Origin of the sequence: Burkholderia sp. 567 (assembly GCF_040545115.1) — a bacterium.
Classification (GTDB): Bacteria; Pseudomonadota; Gammaproteobacteria; order Burkholderiales; family Burkholderiaceae; genus Burkholderia; species Burkholderia ambifaria.
Window position 1 is genome coordinate 215,509 of record NZ_JBEPLG010000004.1, and the last position, 16,976, is coordinate 232,484.

General features: G+C 67.9%; 12 protein-coding genes. 6 read left to right on the top strand and 6 right to left on the bottom strand.

The genetic code is table 11. The annotated features are described in order from the left end of the window. Positions 1-141 precede the first annotated feature (141 nt). The gene (locus tag ABIC50_RS14395; protein ID WP_354164810.1) at positions 142-1,728 is read left to right on the top strand and encodes a PAS domain-containing hybrid sensor histidine kinase/response regulator; all 1,587 of its coding nucleotides are present in this window, start codon (positions 142-144) and stop codon (positions 1,726-1,728) included. Positions 1,729-1,791: 63 nt separating this feature from the next. Here the strand turns inward: ABIC50_RS14395 and ABIC50_RS14400 are convergent, their stop codons facing one another. From ABIC50_RS14400 to ABIC50_RS14425, 6 genes are all read right to left on the bottom strand, one after another. Further along, positions 1,792-2,124: a four-helix bundle copper-binding protein gene (locus tag ABIC50_RS14400; protein ID WP_012372709.1), complete on the bottom strand. Its 333-nt coding sequence runs from the start codon at positions 2,122-2,124 to the stop codon at positions 1,792-1,794. 28 nt (positions 2,125-2,152) lie between these two features. Next, positions 2,153-3,358 carry a zinc-dependent alcohol dehydrogenase gene (locus tag ABIC50_RS14405; RefSeq protein WP_175669480.1) on the bottom strand — a complete coding sequence of 402 codons (1,206 nt, stop codon included), beginning with the start codon at positions 3,356-3,358 and terminating at the stop codon, positions 2,153-2,155. Positions 3,359-3,552: 194 nt separating this feature from the next. After that, positions 3,553-5,091 (bottom strand): FAD-dependent oxidoreductase, encoded by a 1,539-nt coding sequence (locus ABIC50_RS14410; RefSeq protein ID WP_354164813.1) that lies wholly within the window; start codon positions 5,089-5,091, stop codon positions 3,553-3,555. Positions 5,092-5,380: 289 nt separating this feature from the next. Continuing rightward, positions 5,381-6,805: an aminotransferase-like domain-containing protein gene (locus ABIC50_RS14415; RefSeq protein WP_175734102.1), complete on the bottom strand. Its 1,425-nt coding sequence runs from the start codon at positions 6,803-6,805 to the stop codon at positions 5,381-5,383. Between the two features lie 536 nt (positions 6,806-7,341). Further along, the gene (locus ABIC50_RS14420) at positions 7,342-7,797 is read right to left on the bottom strand and encodes a DUF1269 domain-containing protein (RefSeq protein ID WP_354164815.1); all 456 of its coding nucleotides are present in this window, start codon (positions 7,795-7,797) and stop codon (positions 7,342-7,344) included. A 154-nt stretch (positions 7,798-7,951) separates the two neighbouring features. Beyond that, complete coding sequence (locus ABIC50_RS14425) at positions 7,952-8,404, bottom strand: phosphate-starvation-inducible protein PsiE (protein WP_011660565.1); 453 nt, start codon at positions 8,402-8,404, stop codon at positions 7,952-7,954. Between the two features lie 540 nt (positions 8,405-8,944). Here ABIC50_RS14425 and ABIC50_RS14430 point away from each other — a divergent pair. From ABIC50_RS14430 to ABIC50_RS14450, 5 genes are all read left to right on the top strand, one after another. Beyond that, positions 8,945-9,997 carry a Dyp-type peroxidase gene (locus ABIC50_RS14430; RefSeq protein ID WP_502913471.1) on the top strand — a complete coding sequence of 351 codons (1,053 nt, stop codon included), beginning with the start codon at positions 8,945-8,947 and terminating at the stop codon, positions 9,995-9,997. Continuing rightward, on the top strand, positions 9,990-10,805 hold the full coding sequence (locus ABIC50_RS14435; RefSeq protein WP_011660567.1) for a family 1 encapsulin nanocompartment shell protein: 816 nt from the start codon (positions 9,990-9,992) through the stop codon (positions 10,803-10,805). The genes ABIC50_RS14430 and ABIC50_RS14435 overlap by 8 nt, the downstream gene beginning before the upstream one ends. Before the next feature lie 100 nt (positions 10,806-10,905). After that, positions 10,906-11,175 carry a hypothetical protein gene (locus tag ABIC50_RS14440; protein WP_354164821.1) on the top strand — a complete coding sequence of 90 codons (270 nt, stop codon included), beginning with the start codon at positions 10,906-10,908 and terminating at the stop codon, positions 11,173-11,175. 508 nt (positions 11,176-11,683) lie between these two features. After that, positions 11,684-14,536, top strand: a complete 2,853-nt coding sequence (locus ABIC50_RS14445; RefSeq protein ID WP_354164824.1) for an ATP-dependent Clp protease ATP-binding subunit — start codon at positions 11,684-11,686, stop codon at positions 14,534-14,536. A 99-nt stretch (positions 14,537-14,635) separates the two neighbouring features. After that, positions 14,636-16,933: an FdhF/YdeP family oxidoreductase gene (locus ABIC50_RS14450; protein WP_354164827.1), complete on the top strand. Its 2,298-nt coding sequence runs from the start codon at positions 14,636-14,638 to the stop codon at positions 16,931-16,933. Positions 16,934-16,976 lie beyond the last annotated feature (43 nt).

Here is a 16,976-nt window from a genome sequence, read left to right on the forward strand (position 1 = left end):
ATGCACAATGCGCACCCATTGATCAGGTGAATCGGGTTCCCGTATGCTTTCGAGCGACTCAATCCGGTTCGAATCGCCGCCGCCGGTCCCGCCAGGCGCGGCCGGGTTGGCCCGAGGCCTCCCTCATTAGACTCAGGTTCGATGAACAAAGACGACGCCATTTCCGAATTGCCTCCGCCGCTCGGCCCCGCCGATGCACGCGATCTGCTGCATCGCTTCGCCGAGTTCCGCTTCGAAACCGTCGTCGGTGCGATCACCGACTACGCGGTGTTCATGCTCGATCCGCAAGGCAACGTCGCGACCTGGAACGCGGGCGCGGAGCGCATCAAGGGCTATCGCACCACCGAGATCATCGGCCACCATTTCTCGCGCTTCTATCCGGCCGACGCGATCGCCGCGGGCCGGCCGGCGCTGGGGCTCCGCGAAGCGAGCGCGCACGGCCGTTTCGAGGACGAAGGCTGGCGCGTGCGCAAGGACGGGTCACTGTTCTGGGCCAGCGTGACGATCACGGCCGTGCGCGATCATGGGGGCCAGTTGGCCGGCTTCATCAAGATCACGCGCGACATGACCGAGCGCAAGCGGCTCGCCGAACTGGAAATGTCGACGCACCGGCTCAGCGTGTTCATCGCGATGCTCGCGCACGAACTGCGCAACCATCTCGCGCCGCTGCGCCACTCCGTCAGCGTGCTGCAAACGCTGCCCGATCCGGCGCCGGTGCTCGCGCAATGCCGCGACGCGGTGCACCGTCAGGTCGGACAATTGACGCGGCTCGTCGACGATCTGCTCGACGTCGGGCGCATCACGGCCGGCAAGGTCGAGCTGGACAACGCGCCGGTGACCGTGCGCGACGTCGTGTGCCGCGGCGTGGAGAGCATCCAGCCGAAGCTGGCCGCGCGTCAGCAGCATCTTCGCGTCGAACTGCCGCCCGAGCCGGTGGTGGTGCGCGGCGACGCTGCGCGGCTCGTTCAGGTGCTGCACAACCTGCTCGACAACGCGTCCAAGTTCTCGCCGCCCGGCGCGCGCATCGACGTCTCCGCCGACCGCGAAGGGTCGACCGTCGCGATTCGCGTGACTGATCACGGCGTCGGCATCGCGGCGGGTTCGCTCGAGACGATCTTCGACCTGTTCGACCAGGACGGCGTGCCGGGCCGGCGCCCGTCCGACGGCTTCGGGCTCGGCCTCGCGATCTGCCGGTCGTTCATCGAGCTGCATGGCGGCAGGATCTCCGCGGAAAGCGACGGCCCCGGCCACGGTGCGACGTTCACGGTACGGTTGCCCGTCGAGCACCACGTCGAAACGGCACGGACGGAAGCGCCCGCGCCGCGCGCGGGGAAGCCGGCCGCCGCGCCGCTGAACATCGTCGTCGTCGACGACAACCGCGACTCGGCCGACACGCTAGCCGTGCTGCTGCAACTGAAGGGGCACGTGCCGCGCGTCGCGTACAACGCGAGCGACGCGCTGGCGCTCGTGCGCGAAGCCGTTCCGCACCTGATGCTCATCGACCTGTCGATGCCCGACGTCGACGGCTACACGCTGCTGCACGAACTGCGCGCGATCGACACGCCGGGCGGCATGATCTGTGTCGCGCTGTCCGGTCATGCCAGCTCGTCGGATCTCGCGCGCACGGCGCGCGAGGGCTTCGACGATCACCTCGTGAAACCCCTCGAGATGGCCGTGCTCGACGCGCTGCTGCAGCGTGTCGCGCGCACGGTGCATGGCACGCCATGACCGTGTGCGCGATCGCTTACGCCTTCGCTCGAGCCCTCGAGCAGGCGCGCACTTAGGCCCTGCTCAAGCCATCGCGCGGCACATCGCCGCGCACGCGTCGCACGCCAGCGCGCAGCGCCGGCAATGTTCGTGCAGATGCCGCAGGCATTCGACCGCGCACAGCTCGCAGACCTGCGCGCACAGCGCACACACGCGCGGCGCGACCACGCTGCCGCGCGCCATCACGCCCGACGCGAAGCGGCACAGCTGCGCGCATTCGATGTCCAGCGCGATGCAGTCGGCCAGCTTGTGTGCGTCGGGCTCCGCCAGGCACGCGGCCATGCACGCGTCACAGGCGTGCGCGCACGCGTCGCACGCGGCCATGCAGTTGTCGTAGCGAGTATTCGTATCGCTCATCGCAGTGCTCCTCGTTCCAGTGGGATCGTCATGGCGTCAGCTTCACTTTCATCCAGCCGGGCTCGCGCACGTCGAACGCGCGGTACGCGTCGATCGCGTTCGTCAGCGGCTCGCAGCGCGTGAGCACCGACACCGGGTCGAACGCGCCGCTGCGCACCAGCTCGATCAAGTGCGGCGTGATGGTCCGGTGATTGCAATTGCCCATCTTGATCGTGAGATTGCGGTTCATCGCCTCGCCGATCGGGAATACGCGCGCCTGCGGCGGATACACGCCGATCACCGCGACCGTGCCGGCCTTCGCGACCGCGCGCACCGCCCATTGCAGCACCTGCGACGGCCCGTCGCCCGGGGTCCAGTAGCGGCCGTCCGGCTTGCGGCGCGGCGCGACGGCGTCGACTTCCGCATCGAAGGCGCGCGCCGCGTCGCGGTCGGCCGCGGCCGGGCCGTGCGTCGCGCGCATCGCGTCGACGCCCACCGCGTCGATCACGCGATCGACGCCGATCCCGCCGGTCAGGCGCAGCACCGTGTCGACCGGGTCTTCCTCGGAGAAGTCGATCGTTTCCGCGCCTTGCGCGCATGCCATGTCGAGCCGTGACGCGATGCGGTCGATCGCGATCACGCGCCCCGCGCCCAGCAGCTTCGCGCTCGCGATCGCGAACTGGCCGACCGGCCCCGCGCCGAACACGGCCACCGTGTCGCCCGGCTTCACCTCCGCGAGCTGCGCGCCGAAATAGCCGGTCGGGAAAATATCGGACATCAGGATCGCGCGGTCGTCGTCGATCGCGTCGGGCAGCCGGATCAGGCTCGCGTTCGCAAGCGGCGTGCGCGCGTATTCGGCCTGCAGCCCGTCGAACGGGCCGGTGTCCGCCGGGCCGCCGAAGAACGCGGTGCCCGCGCGCGGGCCGCCTGGATTCGCGACGTCGCATTGCGCCGTGTAGCCCGCCCGGCAGTATGCGCAGCTGCCGCACGCGATCGTCGACGGAATCAGCACGCGATCGCCGCGCTTGAGGTTGCGCACGTCGCGTCCGACCGTCTCGACGATGCCGACGCCTTCATGGCCGAGAATCGTGCCCGGCTTCATTCCGCCGAGCGTGCCGCGCACCATGTGCAGGTCGGTGCCGCAGATCGCGCTGGCGGTCAGGCGCACGACCGCGTCGGTCGGTTGCGAGACTTCCGGGTCGGGTACCGTATCGATGCGAATGTCGCCGATGCCGTGAAATACCACTGCTTTCATGTCAGGCCCTCCTTGTCGAAAGCGGGAACGGTGAAGTCACCGTCGCGCTTTCGAGCAAGGTGCGCGCCTGTCAGGGCGTGCTGGGGTTGTCGTGCTTGTCGTGCTTGTCGTGCTTGCCGCGTGCGCGGTTGGTCGGCCTTAGGTCGCGGCTTCAGCCGCCGCGCGACGCAGTCAATGCGCGACAAACGCGACCATCAGCGTGACCCTGCACCACCCTGCTGCTCCAGCGCCTCTTCCGCCTTCAGGCAGTCGAGATCGCGGCCGATCGTCGCGACCGCGAGCCGCTTGTCGCCGCGCCAGTACGTCACCGAGCCGTCGTGCGCGCGCAGGTCGCCGTCGATCTCGACGCGGTCCCATTGCTCCGCATGTCCCACATAGCGGACAGTCAGATCGTAGTGCTGGGTCCAGAAGAACGGCACCGCGTCGAACGGCCGCTGCTGGCCGAGCATGTTGCGCGCCGCCGCGATGCCCTGCCGCTCCGCGACGACCCAGTGCTCGACGCGAATGCGCTGGCCCGTCAACGGGTCGGGCCAGCGCGCGATGTCGCCGGCCGCGTAGATGTCCGGTGCGCTCGTCTGCAGGAATCGGTCGACCGTCACGCCGCGATCGACGGCCAGCCCCGCGTCCTGCGCAAGCGTCACGTCCGGATGCACGCCGATGCCGACCACCACGACGTCGGCCGGCAGCCCGTCGCCGTTCGACAGCATCACGTCATCCGGCGTGATCTGTGCGGGCGTCACGCCGAGATGGAACGTCACGCCGTGCGACTCGTGCAGCGCGCGGAGCGTGTCGCCGAGCGCGTCTCCGAGCACACGCGCCATCGGATGCGCATCGGGCGCGACCACCTGCACGACGAGCCCGCGCGTGCGCAGCGCGGCGGCCGCCTCGAGACCGATGAAGCTCGCGCCGACCACGACGCAGCGCTGCGCATGCTTCAGCGTGCCGATCAGTGCATCGCAATCGGCGCGCGAGCGGAGCACGCGCACGTGCGGTAGCTCGGCGCCCGGCACGGTCAGCCGGTTCGGCTCGGCGCCCGTCGCGAGCAGCAGCGCGCCGTAGCCGACGCGGCTGCCGTCCGCGAGTTCGACCGCGTGCGCCGCGGGATCGATCCGCGCGACACGCGTGCCGCAGCGCACGTCGATGCGCTGCTCGGTATAGAACGCCGCACCGCGCAGCGGCAGCCAGTCGGCTTCGGCCGTGCCGGCCAGATAATCCTTCGACAGGTTCGGCCGATCGTACGGCGGCTCGCTGTCCGCGCTCAGCAGCGTGATCGCGTGCGGATAGCCTTCCTGCCGCAGCGTCACGGCCGCCGCGATCGCGGCCGCGCCGCCGCCGACGATCACCACCGATTCGGGCAGCCAGGCCGCTTTCAGCACGGGCGGCGACGCGGCAGGCTGTGCATCGAGCACGACCGCGCGGCCATCGCGACGCTCGACGCGCCAGCACGTCAGACCGTCGAGCGCCGGCGCGCGCAGCATTGCGCCGGTGCGCAGACAGAACGCCGCGTGATGCCACGGGCAGCGGATCGTGTCGCCGACGAGCAGCCCGTCGGCCAGCGGCGCGCCGTAGTGCGGGCATTGCCCGGTCACGGCGAATAGTTCGTCGGCGCGGCGCACCAGCAGCACCGTTGCGTCGCCGACCCGGCCTTCGATCATCGCGCCGTCGGCGATGTCGTCGAGCGCGATGCCCTGCGCGAGATCGGGACGTGAAGACGAGGCGTCACTTGCGGACATGGCATGGCTCCCTGAGTGTGGGGTAACGGTCCCATTATCGGCGTCCTCCCTGAAAAGAACAGGTACGGACGACCCCGCAGCGCATGCAAACGTGGAGTGTGGCTCGTGTGCGATTCACGACTGGCGTACAACGTCATCCACGTTGCGGCGCAACATGTCGAATGCGTGGGGGTGTAGCGACGCGCGCAATCCGCATGCCACGCCCTTCTTCATCCCGTCACGCGAAGCGACGTGATGGCGATGTGGGACGTGACCCGAACGTCACTTCGCGCACTACGCCACCGCGCCGTCAATTCATGCAAGCCGCCGCGAGCTTGCCGACCGTGACGATCGCCCGCTCGATCTCCGGCGACCACGGGCTGCTGTAGTTCAGCCGGATGAAATTGCGGTAGGTGTCCGCGATCGAGAACATATAGCCGGGCCCGATCGTGATGCCCTGCTCCAGCGCGAGCTGGTACAGGCGCATCGCGTCGACCTGTGCCGGCAGCTCGACCCACAGCACATACCCGCCCGCCGGGCTCGAGATGCGCGTACCTTCCGGAAAGAACCGCGACACCATCGCGCGCATCAGGTTCGCCTGCTGCGCATACGCCTTGCGAATCCGCCGCAGGTGATGCTCGTAGCCGTCTCGCTCGAGAAACTCAGCGATCGCGAGCTGCGGTAACGACGGCGTCGCCAGCGTGTTCAGGAACTTCAGCTTCTCGACCTGTTCGCGATAGCGGCCCGGCAATGCCCAGCCGATCCGGTAGGCGGCCGTCAGGCTCTTCGAGAACGATGCGCAATGCAGCACGATGCCGTTGCGGTCGAACGCCTTCAGCGCGCTTGGGTGTGCGTTGCCGAAATACAATTCGTTGTACACGCCGTTCTCGATGATCGGCATGTCGGCTTTCGTTGCAAACTCAACCAGTTCGCGCTTGCGCTCGTCGGGCATCTGAAAGCCGAGCGGGTTCTGGAAGTTCGGCATCACCATGCACGCGGCGATCGGCTGCGACTTCGCGATCGCTGCCAGCGCCGCGATGTCGATTCCGTATTCCGGGTGCGTCGCGACCTCGATCGCCTTCATCCCCATCCGCTCGATCGCGTGCAGCATCGCGTAGAACGTCGGCGACTCCACCGCGATCGTGTCGCCCGGTTTTGCAACCGCCTGCAGGCACAGATTGATCGCCTCAGTCGCGCCGACCGTCACGATGATCTCGTTCGGATCGACCGACATCCCGTTTTCCAGGTAGCGTCGCGCGATCTGCCGGATCAGGCGCGGATGGCCGGGCGGCAGCCCGTCCGTCACGCCCCACAGCGACTTGTCGCGGCCGGCTGCGTACGCATAGCGGTTCAGCTTCTCGAACGGAAACAGGCTCGGGTCCGGATACGGCGAGCCGAGCGGCACCGCGTCGTCGGTGCCGATCGCGCGCAGCGTCGACAGCACGAGCCGGCTCATGTCGACCGACGACGAGATCGCGATCGGCTTCGACGGCCGCAGCTCGCGCACCGGCGCGTGGTTGTCGTCGCGGCGCAGGTTCACGAAGTAGCCGGATTGCGGCCGGCTTTCCAGCAGCCCGCGGCTTTCGAGCAACAGGTACGCATGCAGCACGGTCGTGATGCTGATCCGATGCTGCTGGCTCGCCTGCCGTACCGACGGCACACGATCGCCATGTCGATACACGCGTTGCCGGATGAGTCTCTCTATGTCGTTCGCGAATTTCTCGTAGAGCTTCATCCGCCTCGCCCCGCCAGCGGTGAACCGGCCCGCGACGCGTGTGCGCGCGTGCCGCGCCGATGCGCGAAGCCGGATAGCCGTGCCCGCTGGCGGGCGTCCTGGTGCGAGCGTCGGCCGTTACCGAAATTGGAGGCGGGTAGCAATGCGAAATCCATCATGACGAGGATCGGCATCCTACTGCGTCAATTCGGCGAATGTAAGTGACAGTTTGGCGGCCAAACGTCAAATCGCGCAGGTGTGGTGAACAGATGGGAAGACCGTGGCAAGCAGCCGCGTGTCGTGTCATCCATTCCTTCGCGTACGTGAGGTCGTGACGCGAAACGGCACGATGCGATTTGCGTGGCGACGTTTGAGCGTCACGTCGTGCGCACCGACGCTCGGTATAGCTGATCGTCTAAGTCCCTAAGTCCCGCGCACGCGCAATGCCGGTTCGTGCGTCACGATGCTCGGCGTCGCACGAACGCGCAGGTGTCGTCGACGCGATCCGCGCGGGCCGAACGCCGGCGTTCATGCGGTTCTAACGCCGCAAGTCAGACCTAGCCGATTACATGGCGCACGACCTTCCCGCCGAATCCCGTGACGATGTTGTCGACCGAGAACGGCGTCGCCTCGTCCGCCTCGACGATGACCGCGACGCTGCCCGGCGCGAGCCGTGTCGCGACCGATTCGACGAACTGCCCGTCGAGCAGCGCATTGCCGGCTGCGTCCGCGACGATGCCGGCCCCCGCGCCGGCCGCCATGCCGGCGATCGCGCCGAGCGGCCCGGCGAGCATCCCGAGCAGCCCGCCCGCGATCGCGCCGATCAGGCCGCCCTTGAACGACCGCGATTCGGCGTCGAGCACGGCGAGCTTGCCGTTCGCATCCTTTTCGACGACGACGCCATTGTCGACGTGAAATCCTTCATGCTTGTCCGACAGCGCATCGAAATCGTTCGCGGCCTGACGGGCCGTGTCGACGCTGCCGAATACGGCGACGATCAGTTGCTTGGTCATGCGACACCTCTCGGGTTGATGAGCCACGCGAGCGCCGCCAGTCGACGGTCATCCGCGGATGGGTCGGACCGGGCGCGCGTTGCGTTCCGGGATCCGTGGGTGCGATACGCGCGCCTGCCGCTGCGTCACGAGCACGAGCGATGCGGGCCGCACGTTACCGACGCGTATGCGCATCTTCCTCGACATCGTCGACCTCCGCCGGAAAGCGATGCTGGCCGAAGCTCAGAATCAGCACGCCCACCGCGAGCAGCACGATCCCGCACGTGGTCATCAGCATCCGCTCCGGGCCGTCGGTCGCGCCGCGCAGGATCAGGTCGCGCGCGAGCGACGTCATCGCGATGAACAACGGAAAGCGCACCGGCAGCCGGCCGAGCCGCAGATAGCGCACGTTCATCGCGAGCACTTCCAGGTACAGGAACATCAGCAGCAGGTCGGTGAGCGACACCTCGCCCGCGAGCACGACCTTCCACGCTTCCTGCGTCATCGCGAACGCGGTCGCCAGACCGATCACGATCAGCCCGGCCAGCTCGGCCGCATGGAGGAAGTGGCCGAAGCGGCGGCGGATGCGCTCGGCGGCCGTATCGGCGGAAGCAGTGGACGTGTTCAAGGCGATGACCGTTGCAATGAGGTAGGTGCCGCGCTCGACGCCCCGTCGACGCCGTGCTCAACCCCCGCGACAAAAATTCGCATCGCTTCCAGCAGGTTCGTCATGGTGGTCCTCGTCGGCGAGTGGAGCGAACCAATCTACTGCACGCGTCGCGCCCGCTCAAGAGCACAGCGGCGCGCGCTTCAGGAGTACAGCTGCACGCATGCGTTGCAAAATCGAACGCCGATCAACCGATTCGAATGACAGATCGTCGATACGTGTTCCAAAGACCCGCCGAAGCTGCTAGATTGCAGGCTCGACGACGTTACGCGGTGCGGCGAGGTCACGCGCCGGGCGAACGCGCGGCCCTCCTGCCTGCCTTCCCTTTCGCGCCCGGACGGCAGGCCGCCGCCGCTGCGGCCCGTTGCGCGATGCCCGCGCAACGTCCTTCATCCGCATGTCACAAAGAGAACAGTCGCATGACACAGTCCACTCGCTCGTCTTCGCGCGCCGCGGCAGCCGCGGCCCGTCCGTCCCGACATGACTGACCGGCAGGCCGCGATGCAAACCCGTCCCCCGCTTTCCCAGGCCGTTCACGAGCCGATCACGCGCAGCGCGATCTTCCTCGTCGCCACCGTCAACCCCGGCGCCGAGCGCGCCGACACGATCCGCGCGTGGTGCGGCGACATCGCCGCGCTCGTGCGCTCGGTCGGCAAGCGCGTGCCGGGCGGCAACCTGTCCTGCGTATGCGGCTTCGGCTCCGACGCATGGGACGCGCTGTTCGGCGATCCGCGTCCCGCGTCGCTGCATCCGTTCCGCGAATTCGGCGCCGGCCAGCGCGTCGCGATTGCGACGCCGGGCGACATCCTGCTGCACATTCGCGCCGACGCGATGGACCTGTGCTTCGAACTCGCGACCCAGTTGCTCGCCGCGCTCGGCGATGCGGTCACGGTCGTCGACGAGGTGCACGGCTTTCGCAACTTCGACCAGCGCGCGATGATCGGCTTCGTCGACGGCACCGAGAACCCGGAAGGCCGCGACGCGGTCGACTTCACGGTGATCGGCGACGAGGACGCCGAATTCGCGGGCGGCAGCTACGTGCTCGTGCAGAAGTACCTGCACGACATGGCCGGCTGGAACGCGCTCTCGGTCGAGACGCAGGAGCGCATCATCGGCCGCACCAAGCTGTCCGACATCGAGCTCGCGCCGGACGTGAAGCCGTCGTGCTCGCACAGCTCGCTGACCACGCTCGACGAAAACGGCCAGGAAGTGAAGATCCTGCGCGACAACATGCCGTTCGGGCGCCCCGGTTCCGGCGAATTCGGCACCTATTTCATCGGCTACGCGCGTTCGCCGGCGCCGATCGAAAAGATGCTCGAGAACATGTTCGTCGGCCGCCCGCCCGGCAACTACGACCGGCTGCTCGACTTCAGCCGCGCGGTCACCGGCTCGCTGTTCTTCGTGCCGTCGGCCGACCTGCTCGAAGCGCTCGCCGATCGCGCCGCACCGGCCGACGCTGACGCCGCCGCGCAGCCCGCACCCTCATCGCCCGAGCCGCGTCGTGACGGCTCGCTGAATATCGGATCGCTGAAAGGAGTCAAAGCCTATGAATAACCTGCACCGCGAACTCGCGCCGATTGCCTCGTCCGCGTGGGCGCAGATCGAGGAAGAAGTCGCCCGCACGTTCAAGCGCTCGGTGGCCGGGCGCCGCGTGGTCGACGTCGAAGGCCCGGCGGGCCCGGGGCTGTCCGCCGTCGGCACCGGGCATCTGCGCGACGTCACCGCGCCGCGCGAACAGGTGAGCGCGCGGCTGCGCGAGGTCCGCAACGTCGTCGAGCTGACGGTGCCGTTCGAGCTGAGCCGCGATGCGATCGACAGCGTCGAGCGCGGCGCGCGCGACGCCGACTGGCAGCCGGCGAAGGATGCCGCGCAGCGCCTGGCGTTCGCGGAAGACGGCGCGATCTTCGACGGCTATCTGGCCGCGGACATCGTCGGCATCCGCGAAGGCACGTCGAACCGCAAGCTCATACTGCCGACCGACGTCAGCGCGTACCCGGACGCGATCAGCGATGCGCTGGAAGCGCTGCGGCTCGCGGGCGTCGACGGCCCGTACACGGTCGTGCTCGGCTCGGACGCCTACACGGCGCTCAGCGAAGCGCGCGACCAGGGCTACCCGGTGCTCGGCCACATCAAGCGCATCGTCAGCGGCGAGATCGTGTGGGCGCCGGCGATTAGCGGCGGTTGCGTGCTGTCCACCCGCGGCGGCGACTACGAGCTGCACCTCGGCGAAGACGTGTCGATCGGCTATACGAGCCATACCGACAAGGTCGTCCGCCTGTACCTGCGCGAAACGTTCACGTTCCTGATGCTGACGAGCGAGGCATCGGTGGCCGTCGCGCCGCAAGCCAGCACGGCGGCCTGACGGCCTGCCCGCGCGCGATGCCCGGCGGGCGTCGCGCACACCGGCCGCGTTGCCGGCCGCACGTTCGTCGCCGGCCGAACCCTCCTGGATGGAGCGTGACATGAGCGATTCGAATCAAGCATTGCAGTCGTTGCAAGCATCGGTCGACAGCCTGAAGCAAACCATCGACGCGAACGCGAGCCGCCAGGCTGCCGACACCGCCGTATTGTTCACCGTGGTGTCGCTGATGCTGGCCGAACTGCCGCCCGACACCCGCAACCTGATCGAGGATTCGTTCTCCGTCTGGGCCAATGGTCTGCAGGATGCGGCACTGTCGACCGACGTGAAGCAGATTGCGCGGCAGCGCCTCGCGATGAAACTCTCCGACTGACGCCGGTTCGCCACGGTTGCGCCTGATCCGGCCAGCACCGTGCAACCCGCCCGCTTCGCCGTCGGCCGCGCGCCATGCACTGGTTGCGGGGCGTGCGCGGCCCGGCGTAATCCGCCCGCTTCCCTCACCACCCCGCGCGATCGCGCCGCTGCCCATGCACCGCGTTTCACCGCGTGCGGCCCCTTCCCGTTTGCGTCTGCCGGCGCCCTGCGCGCCGATGTCGCACCGCGCTTCGCGCGCGTGGCGTGCCGCGCCGTTTCCGGATCCCGCACGCCGCACCCGCATGCGCGCTCGTCTGTACTCCTTGCACCGGACGCACGCGTGCATGTGAGGGTGCAATTCCCGGCCGGGCCGGTGCGGAACTGTGTCTTGGAGGCCTTCGGCCAATTCGCTATTTTGAACGCAGTCGAAGTGATGCCGCGGGCTGAGCGACGCACCGGTGTTGCCGTGCCGTCGCGCATCGGGATTTCCCTTTCGATCCACGTTCATTGACAGGAGCCAGACCACCATGCCCGCACTTTGCGATATCTGTCACGCCCGGCCGGCCGTCGCGCGCGCCACCGTGATGCAGGACGGCGAGCGCAAGACGATCTCGATCTGCGACTACCACTTCCGTCAGCTGATGCGGCATCAGAGCATGCTGAACCCGTTCGATTCGCTGCTGGGCGGCGGTGGGTCCTCGCTGTTCGGCGAGGACGGCGACGCGTCGCCGCTGGCCGCCGAGATTCCGCGCGAATCGGTCGACCCGACCGACGCGTTCAGCGAGCAGACGCTCGAACTGCTGCAGCGCGCGGCCGAGAAGGCGCACGAACTGCGCCGCAGCGAACTCGACACCGAACACCTGCTGTACGCGCTCGCCGATACCGACGTGTGCGCAGCGCTGCTGAAGGAACTGAAGCTGTCGCCGCAGGACCTGAAGGCCTACATCGACGAGCATGCGCACACCGGCACGGCTGCCGCGGACGCGTCGCTCGACAAGCTGTCGATCTCGCCGCGCGTGAAGAAGGCCGTGCAGTACGCATTCCAGGCGTCGCGCGATCTCGGCCACTCGTACATCGGCCCCGAGCACCTGTTGATCGGTCTCGCGGCGGTGCCGGACAGCATCGCCGGCACGCTGCTGAAGAAATACGGCGTGACGCCGGAAGCGCTGCGCCAGAAGGTCGTGAAGGTTGTCGGCAAGGGCGCGGAAGATGGCCGCGTCGACGCGCCGACCGGCACGCCGAATCTCGACAAGTTCGGCCGCGACCTCACCGCGATCGCGCGCCAGGGCAAGCTCGACCCTGTGCTCGGCCGCGCGCAGGAAATCGAGAGCACGATCGAAGTGCTCGCGCGCCGCAAGAAGAACAACCCGGTGCTGATCGGCGAGCCCGGTGTCGGCAAGACCGCGATCGTCGAAGGCCTCGCGCAGCGGATCGTCAACGGCGACGTGCCCGAAGTGCTGCGCGGCAAGCGGCTCGTCGAGGTCAACATCAACTCGATGGTGGCCGGCGCGAAGTATCGCGGCGAATTCGAGGAACGCGCGAAGCAGTTGATCGACGAAGTGACGGCCAAGCATGACGAGCTGATCCTCTTCATCGACGAGCTGCATACGATCGTCGGCGCGGGCCAGGGCGGCGGCGAAGGCGGCCTCGACATCGCGAACGTGCTGAAGCCGGCGCTCGCGCGCGGCGAACTGAGCCTGATCGGCGCGACCACGCTCAACGAATACCAGAAGCACATCGAGAAGGACGCGGCGCTCGAACGGCGCTTCCAGCCGGTGTTCGTGCCGGAGCCGAGCGTCGAGCAGACGATCGTGATCCTGCGCGGGCTGCGCGACAGCCTCGAGGCGCACCACCAGGTCACGTTCGCCGACGACGCGTTCGTCGCGGCCGCCGAGTTCGCCGACCGCTACATCACCGCGCGCTTCCTGCCCGACAAGGCGATCGATCTGATCGACCAGGCCGCCGCGCGCGTGCGGATCGGCGCGACCTCGCGCCCCGCCGACATCCAGGAAGACGAAGCGCAGATCGTGCAGCTCAAGCGCGAGCAGGACTACGCAACGTCGCGCAAGCGCTTCGACCAGGCGAAGCAGTTCGAGGAGCAGATCAACGCGAAGCAGAAGTCGCTCGACGAAAAGATGGAGGCGTGGCAGCGCAAGACCGGTTCCGAGACGCTGGAAGTGACCGTCGAATCGGTCGCCGAGGTCGTGTCGCGGCTGACGGGCATTCCGGTGTCCGAGCTCACGCAGGAAGAGCGCCAGAAGCTGCTGAAAATGGAAGAGCAGCTGCGCGAGCGCGTGATCGGCCAGAACGATGCCGTGGTCGCCGTGAGCGACGCCGTGCGGCTGTCGCGCGCCGGGCTCGGCCAGACGCACCGGCCGATCGCGACGTTCCTGTTCCTCGGGCCGACCGGCGTCGGCAAGACCGAGCTCGCGAAGGCGCTGGCCGAGACCGTGTTCGGCGACGAGCAGTCGATCATCCGCATCGACATGTCCGAGTACATGGAACGGCACGCGGTCGCGCGGCTGATCGGCGCGCCGCCCGGCTACGTCGGCTACGACGAAGGCGGCCAGCTCACCGAGCGCGTGCGGCGCCGCCCGTACAGCGTGATCCTGCTCGACGAGATCGAGAAGGCGCATCCGGACGTCTACAACGTGCTGCTGCAGGTGTTCGACGACGGCCGCCTGACCGACGGCAAGGGCCGCGTGGTCGACTTCAGCAACACGATCATCATCGCGACGAGCAACCTCGGCGCCGCGATCATCATGGACAACCTCACGCAGCCGGAGGCCGCGCGCAAGACCGACAAGGCGATCCGCGAGCAGCTGATGCAGGTGCTGAAGGGCCATTTCCGCCCCGAGTTCCTGAACCGGATCGACGAGGTGATCGTGTTCCATGCGCTGTCGAAGGAGAACATCCGCTCGATCGTGCAGATCCAGCTCGACCGCGTGGTACGCACCGCCGCCGCGCAGGACATCACGCTCGTGATGGGCGACGCGCTCGTCGAACACCTGACCGAAGCCGGCTATCAACCGGAATTCGGCGCGCGCGAGCTGAAGCGGCAGGTGCGCCAGATCATCGAGACGAAGCTCGCGAAGGAGATCCTCGCCGACAAGCTGCAGTCCGGCGATCGCGTCGAAGTCGATTACGACAACGCGAGCGACGCGGTGACGTTCAACAAGCTCGCGCGGGCCGAGGCCAAGGACGTCAAGGATGCGAACCGGAACGCCGACGGCAAGGCACGGCCGAATGGCAAGGCGGCGAAGGCAGCGTCCGATGCGAAGGATAACGAAGCAAAAGACGAGACGCCGGCACCCGTGCCTGTGCCTGCAGCCAAGCCATCCGGCAAGAAGTCGTCCGGTGCGAAGAAGGACCCGCAGTAATAACACGCGGGCCCGCATGCACGGGCCCGCTTGCCCCCCAACGCCGCGATGCGGCGCAACCCGAGCCGGCCCGCAGCGGGCCGGCTGATGGAGATTCAGATGACAAATCGACGCGAAGTGCCAGGCATCAGGAAGTACGATGGGCCCGCCGGCGGTTGGGGCGCGCTTCGCGCGACAGCCGAGGCCGTGCGCACGCAGATGGAAACCTTCGAGGCGCCGATCGTGCTGATGCGGACCAACCAGCCCGACGGCTTCGACTGTCCCGGCTGCGCGTGGCCCGACAAGGAGCACAAGTCGACGTTCCAGTTCTGCGAGAACGGCGCGAAGGCCGTCACGTGGGAAGCGACCACCAAGCGGGTGACGCCCGAGTTCTTCGCGGCGAACCCGGTGTCGTCGCTGCTGCGGATGTCCGACTACGAGCTGGAGAACATGGGCCGGCTCACGCATCCGCTCGTCTACGATCGCGCGACCGACACGTTTCGCGCGGTCGAATGGGACGATGCGTTCGCGCGCATCGGCGAGGTGCTGCGCGCGCTGCCGCCCGAGCAGGTCGAGTTCTACACGTCGGGCCGCGCGTCGAACGAAGCCGCCTATCTGTATCAACTGTTCGCGCGCGAGCTCGGCACCAACAACTTCCCCGACTGCTCGAACATGTGCCACGAGCCGACCAGCGTCGGCCTGCCGCAGTCGATCGGGATCGGCAAGGGCACGGTGTCGCTCGAGGATTTCGACCACTGCGAGCTGATCATCTCGATCGGCCACAACCCCGGCACCAACCATCCGCGGATGATGGGCACGCTGCACGAGTGCGCGCGCCGCAACGTGCCGATCATCGTGTTCAATCCGCTGCGCGAGCGCGCGCTCGAACGCTTCGCGGATCCGCAGGACATGATCGAGATGGCGTCGTTCGGCTCGACGCGCATCGCGTCGACGTACTACCAGGTCGACGCGGGCGGCGACGCGGCCGCGCTGAAGGGCATCATGAAGGCGCTGCTGCAGCTCGAGGCCGAGCGCGGCGACGTGCTCGACAAGGATTTCATCGCGCAGCACACGAGCGGTTTCGACGCGTTCAGCGCCGACCTGGAGGCCACGTCGTGGGACGACATCGAGCGCGCGAGCGGCTTGAGCCAGGCGCAGCTCGAACAGGTCGCGCTCGCGTATGCGAAGTCGAACGCGACGATCGTCACGTACGGGATGGGCGTCACGCAGCACAACAAGGGCACCGCCACCGTGCGCCTGATCGCCGACCTGCTGCTGATGCGCGGCAACATCGGCAAGCCCGGCGCGGGCGTGTGCCCGCTGCGCGGCCACTCGAACGTGCAGGGCAACCGCACGGTCGGCATCACCGAGAAGCCGTCGGCCGAGTTCCTGCAGAAGATCGAGGACGTGTGCGGCTTCAAGCCGCCCGCGCAGCACGGACACGATGCCGTGCAGGCGATGCAGGCGATGATCGACGGCCAGGCCAAGGCGCTGCTGTGCTTGGGCGGCAACTTCGCGGTCGCACTGCCCGATCCCGAGCAGTCGTTCCCCGCGATGGCGAAGCTCGATCTCAGCGTGCATCTCGGCACGAAACTGAACCGCTCGCACCTGCTCGTCGCGAAGGAAACCTACATCCTGCCCGTGCTCGGCCGCACCGAGCTCGACATGCAGGCGAGCGGCCGGCAGTCGATCACCGTCGAGGATTCGATGTCGATGGTCCACGCGTCGGCCGGCAAGCTCAAGCCCGCGTCGGACCAGCTGCGCTCCGAGCCCGCGATCGTCGCCGGAATCGCTCACGCGACGCTGCCGGCCAGCAAGGTCGCGTGGCTGGACCTGATCGCCGACTACGACCGCATTCGCGATCTGATCGACCGCACGGTGGCCGGCTTCGAGGCGTTCAACGAGCGCATCCGCACGCCGGGCGGCTTCCGTCTGCCGCTGCCGCCGACCGAGCGCGTATGGCCCACGGCCACCGGCAAGGCGATGTTCTCGATCTACAAGGGCGTGAAGGAAGACGCGGACGTGCTCGGCGCCGAGCAGGTGCTGCGGCTGATCACGCTGCGCAGCCACGATCAGTACAACACGACGATCTACGGGCTCGACGACCGCTATCGCGGTGTGTTCGGCCGACGCGACGTGCTGTTCATGAACGCGGCGGACCTCGCGAAGTACGGACTCGAACACGGCGACCTCGTCGACATCGAGACGGCCACCGCGTCGGGCCGCACGCTGCGCCTCGAGAAGATCACCGCGATCGAGTACGACATCGCGCCGGGATCGGTCGGCGCGTATTACCCGGAAGCGAACGTGCTCGTGCCGCTCGACTACATCGACAAGGAAAGCGGCGCGCCGTCGTACAAGTCGGTGCCGGTGCGCGTCGCGCGCTCGGCGGTCGGCGGTCGTCTGACCCGCGGGTAAGCAGGCTGGCGACGCACGGCTCGATAGGACACGCCCGCGCATC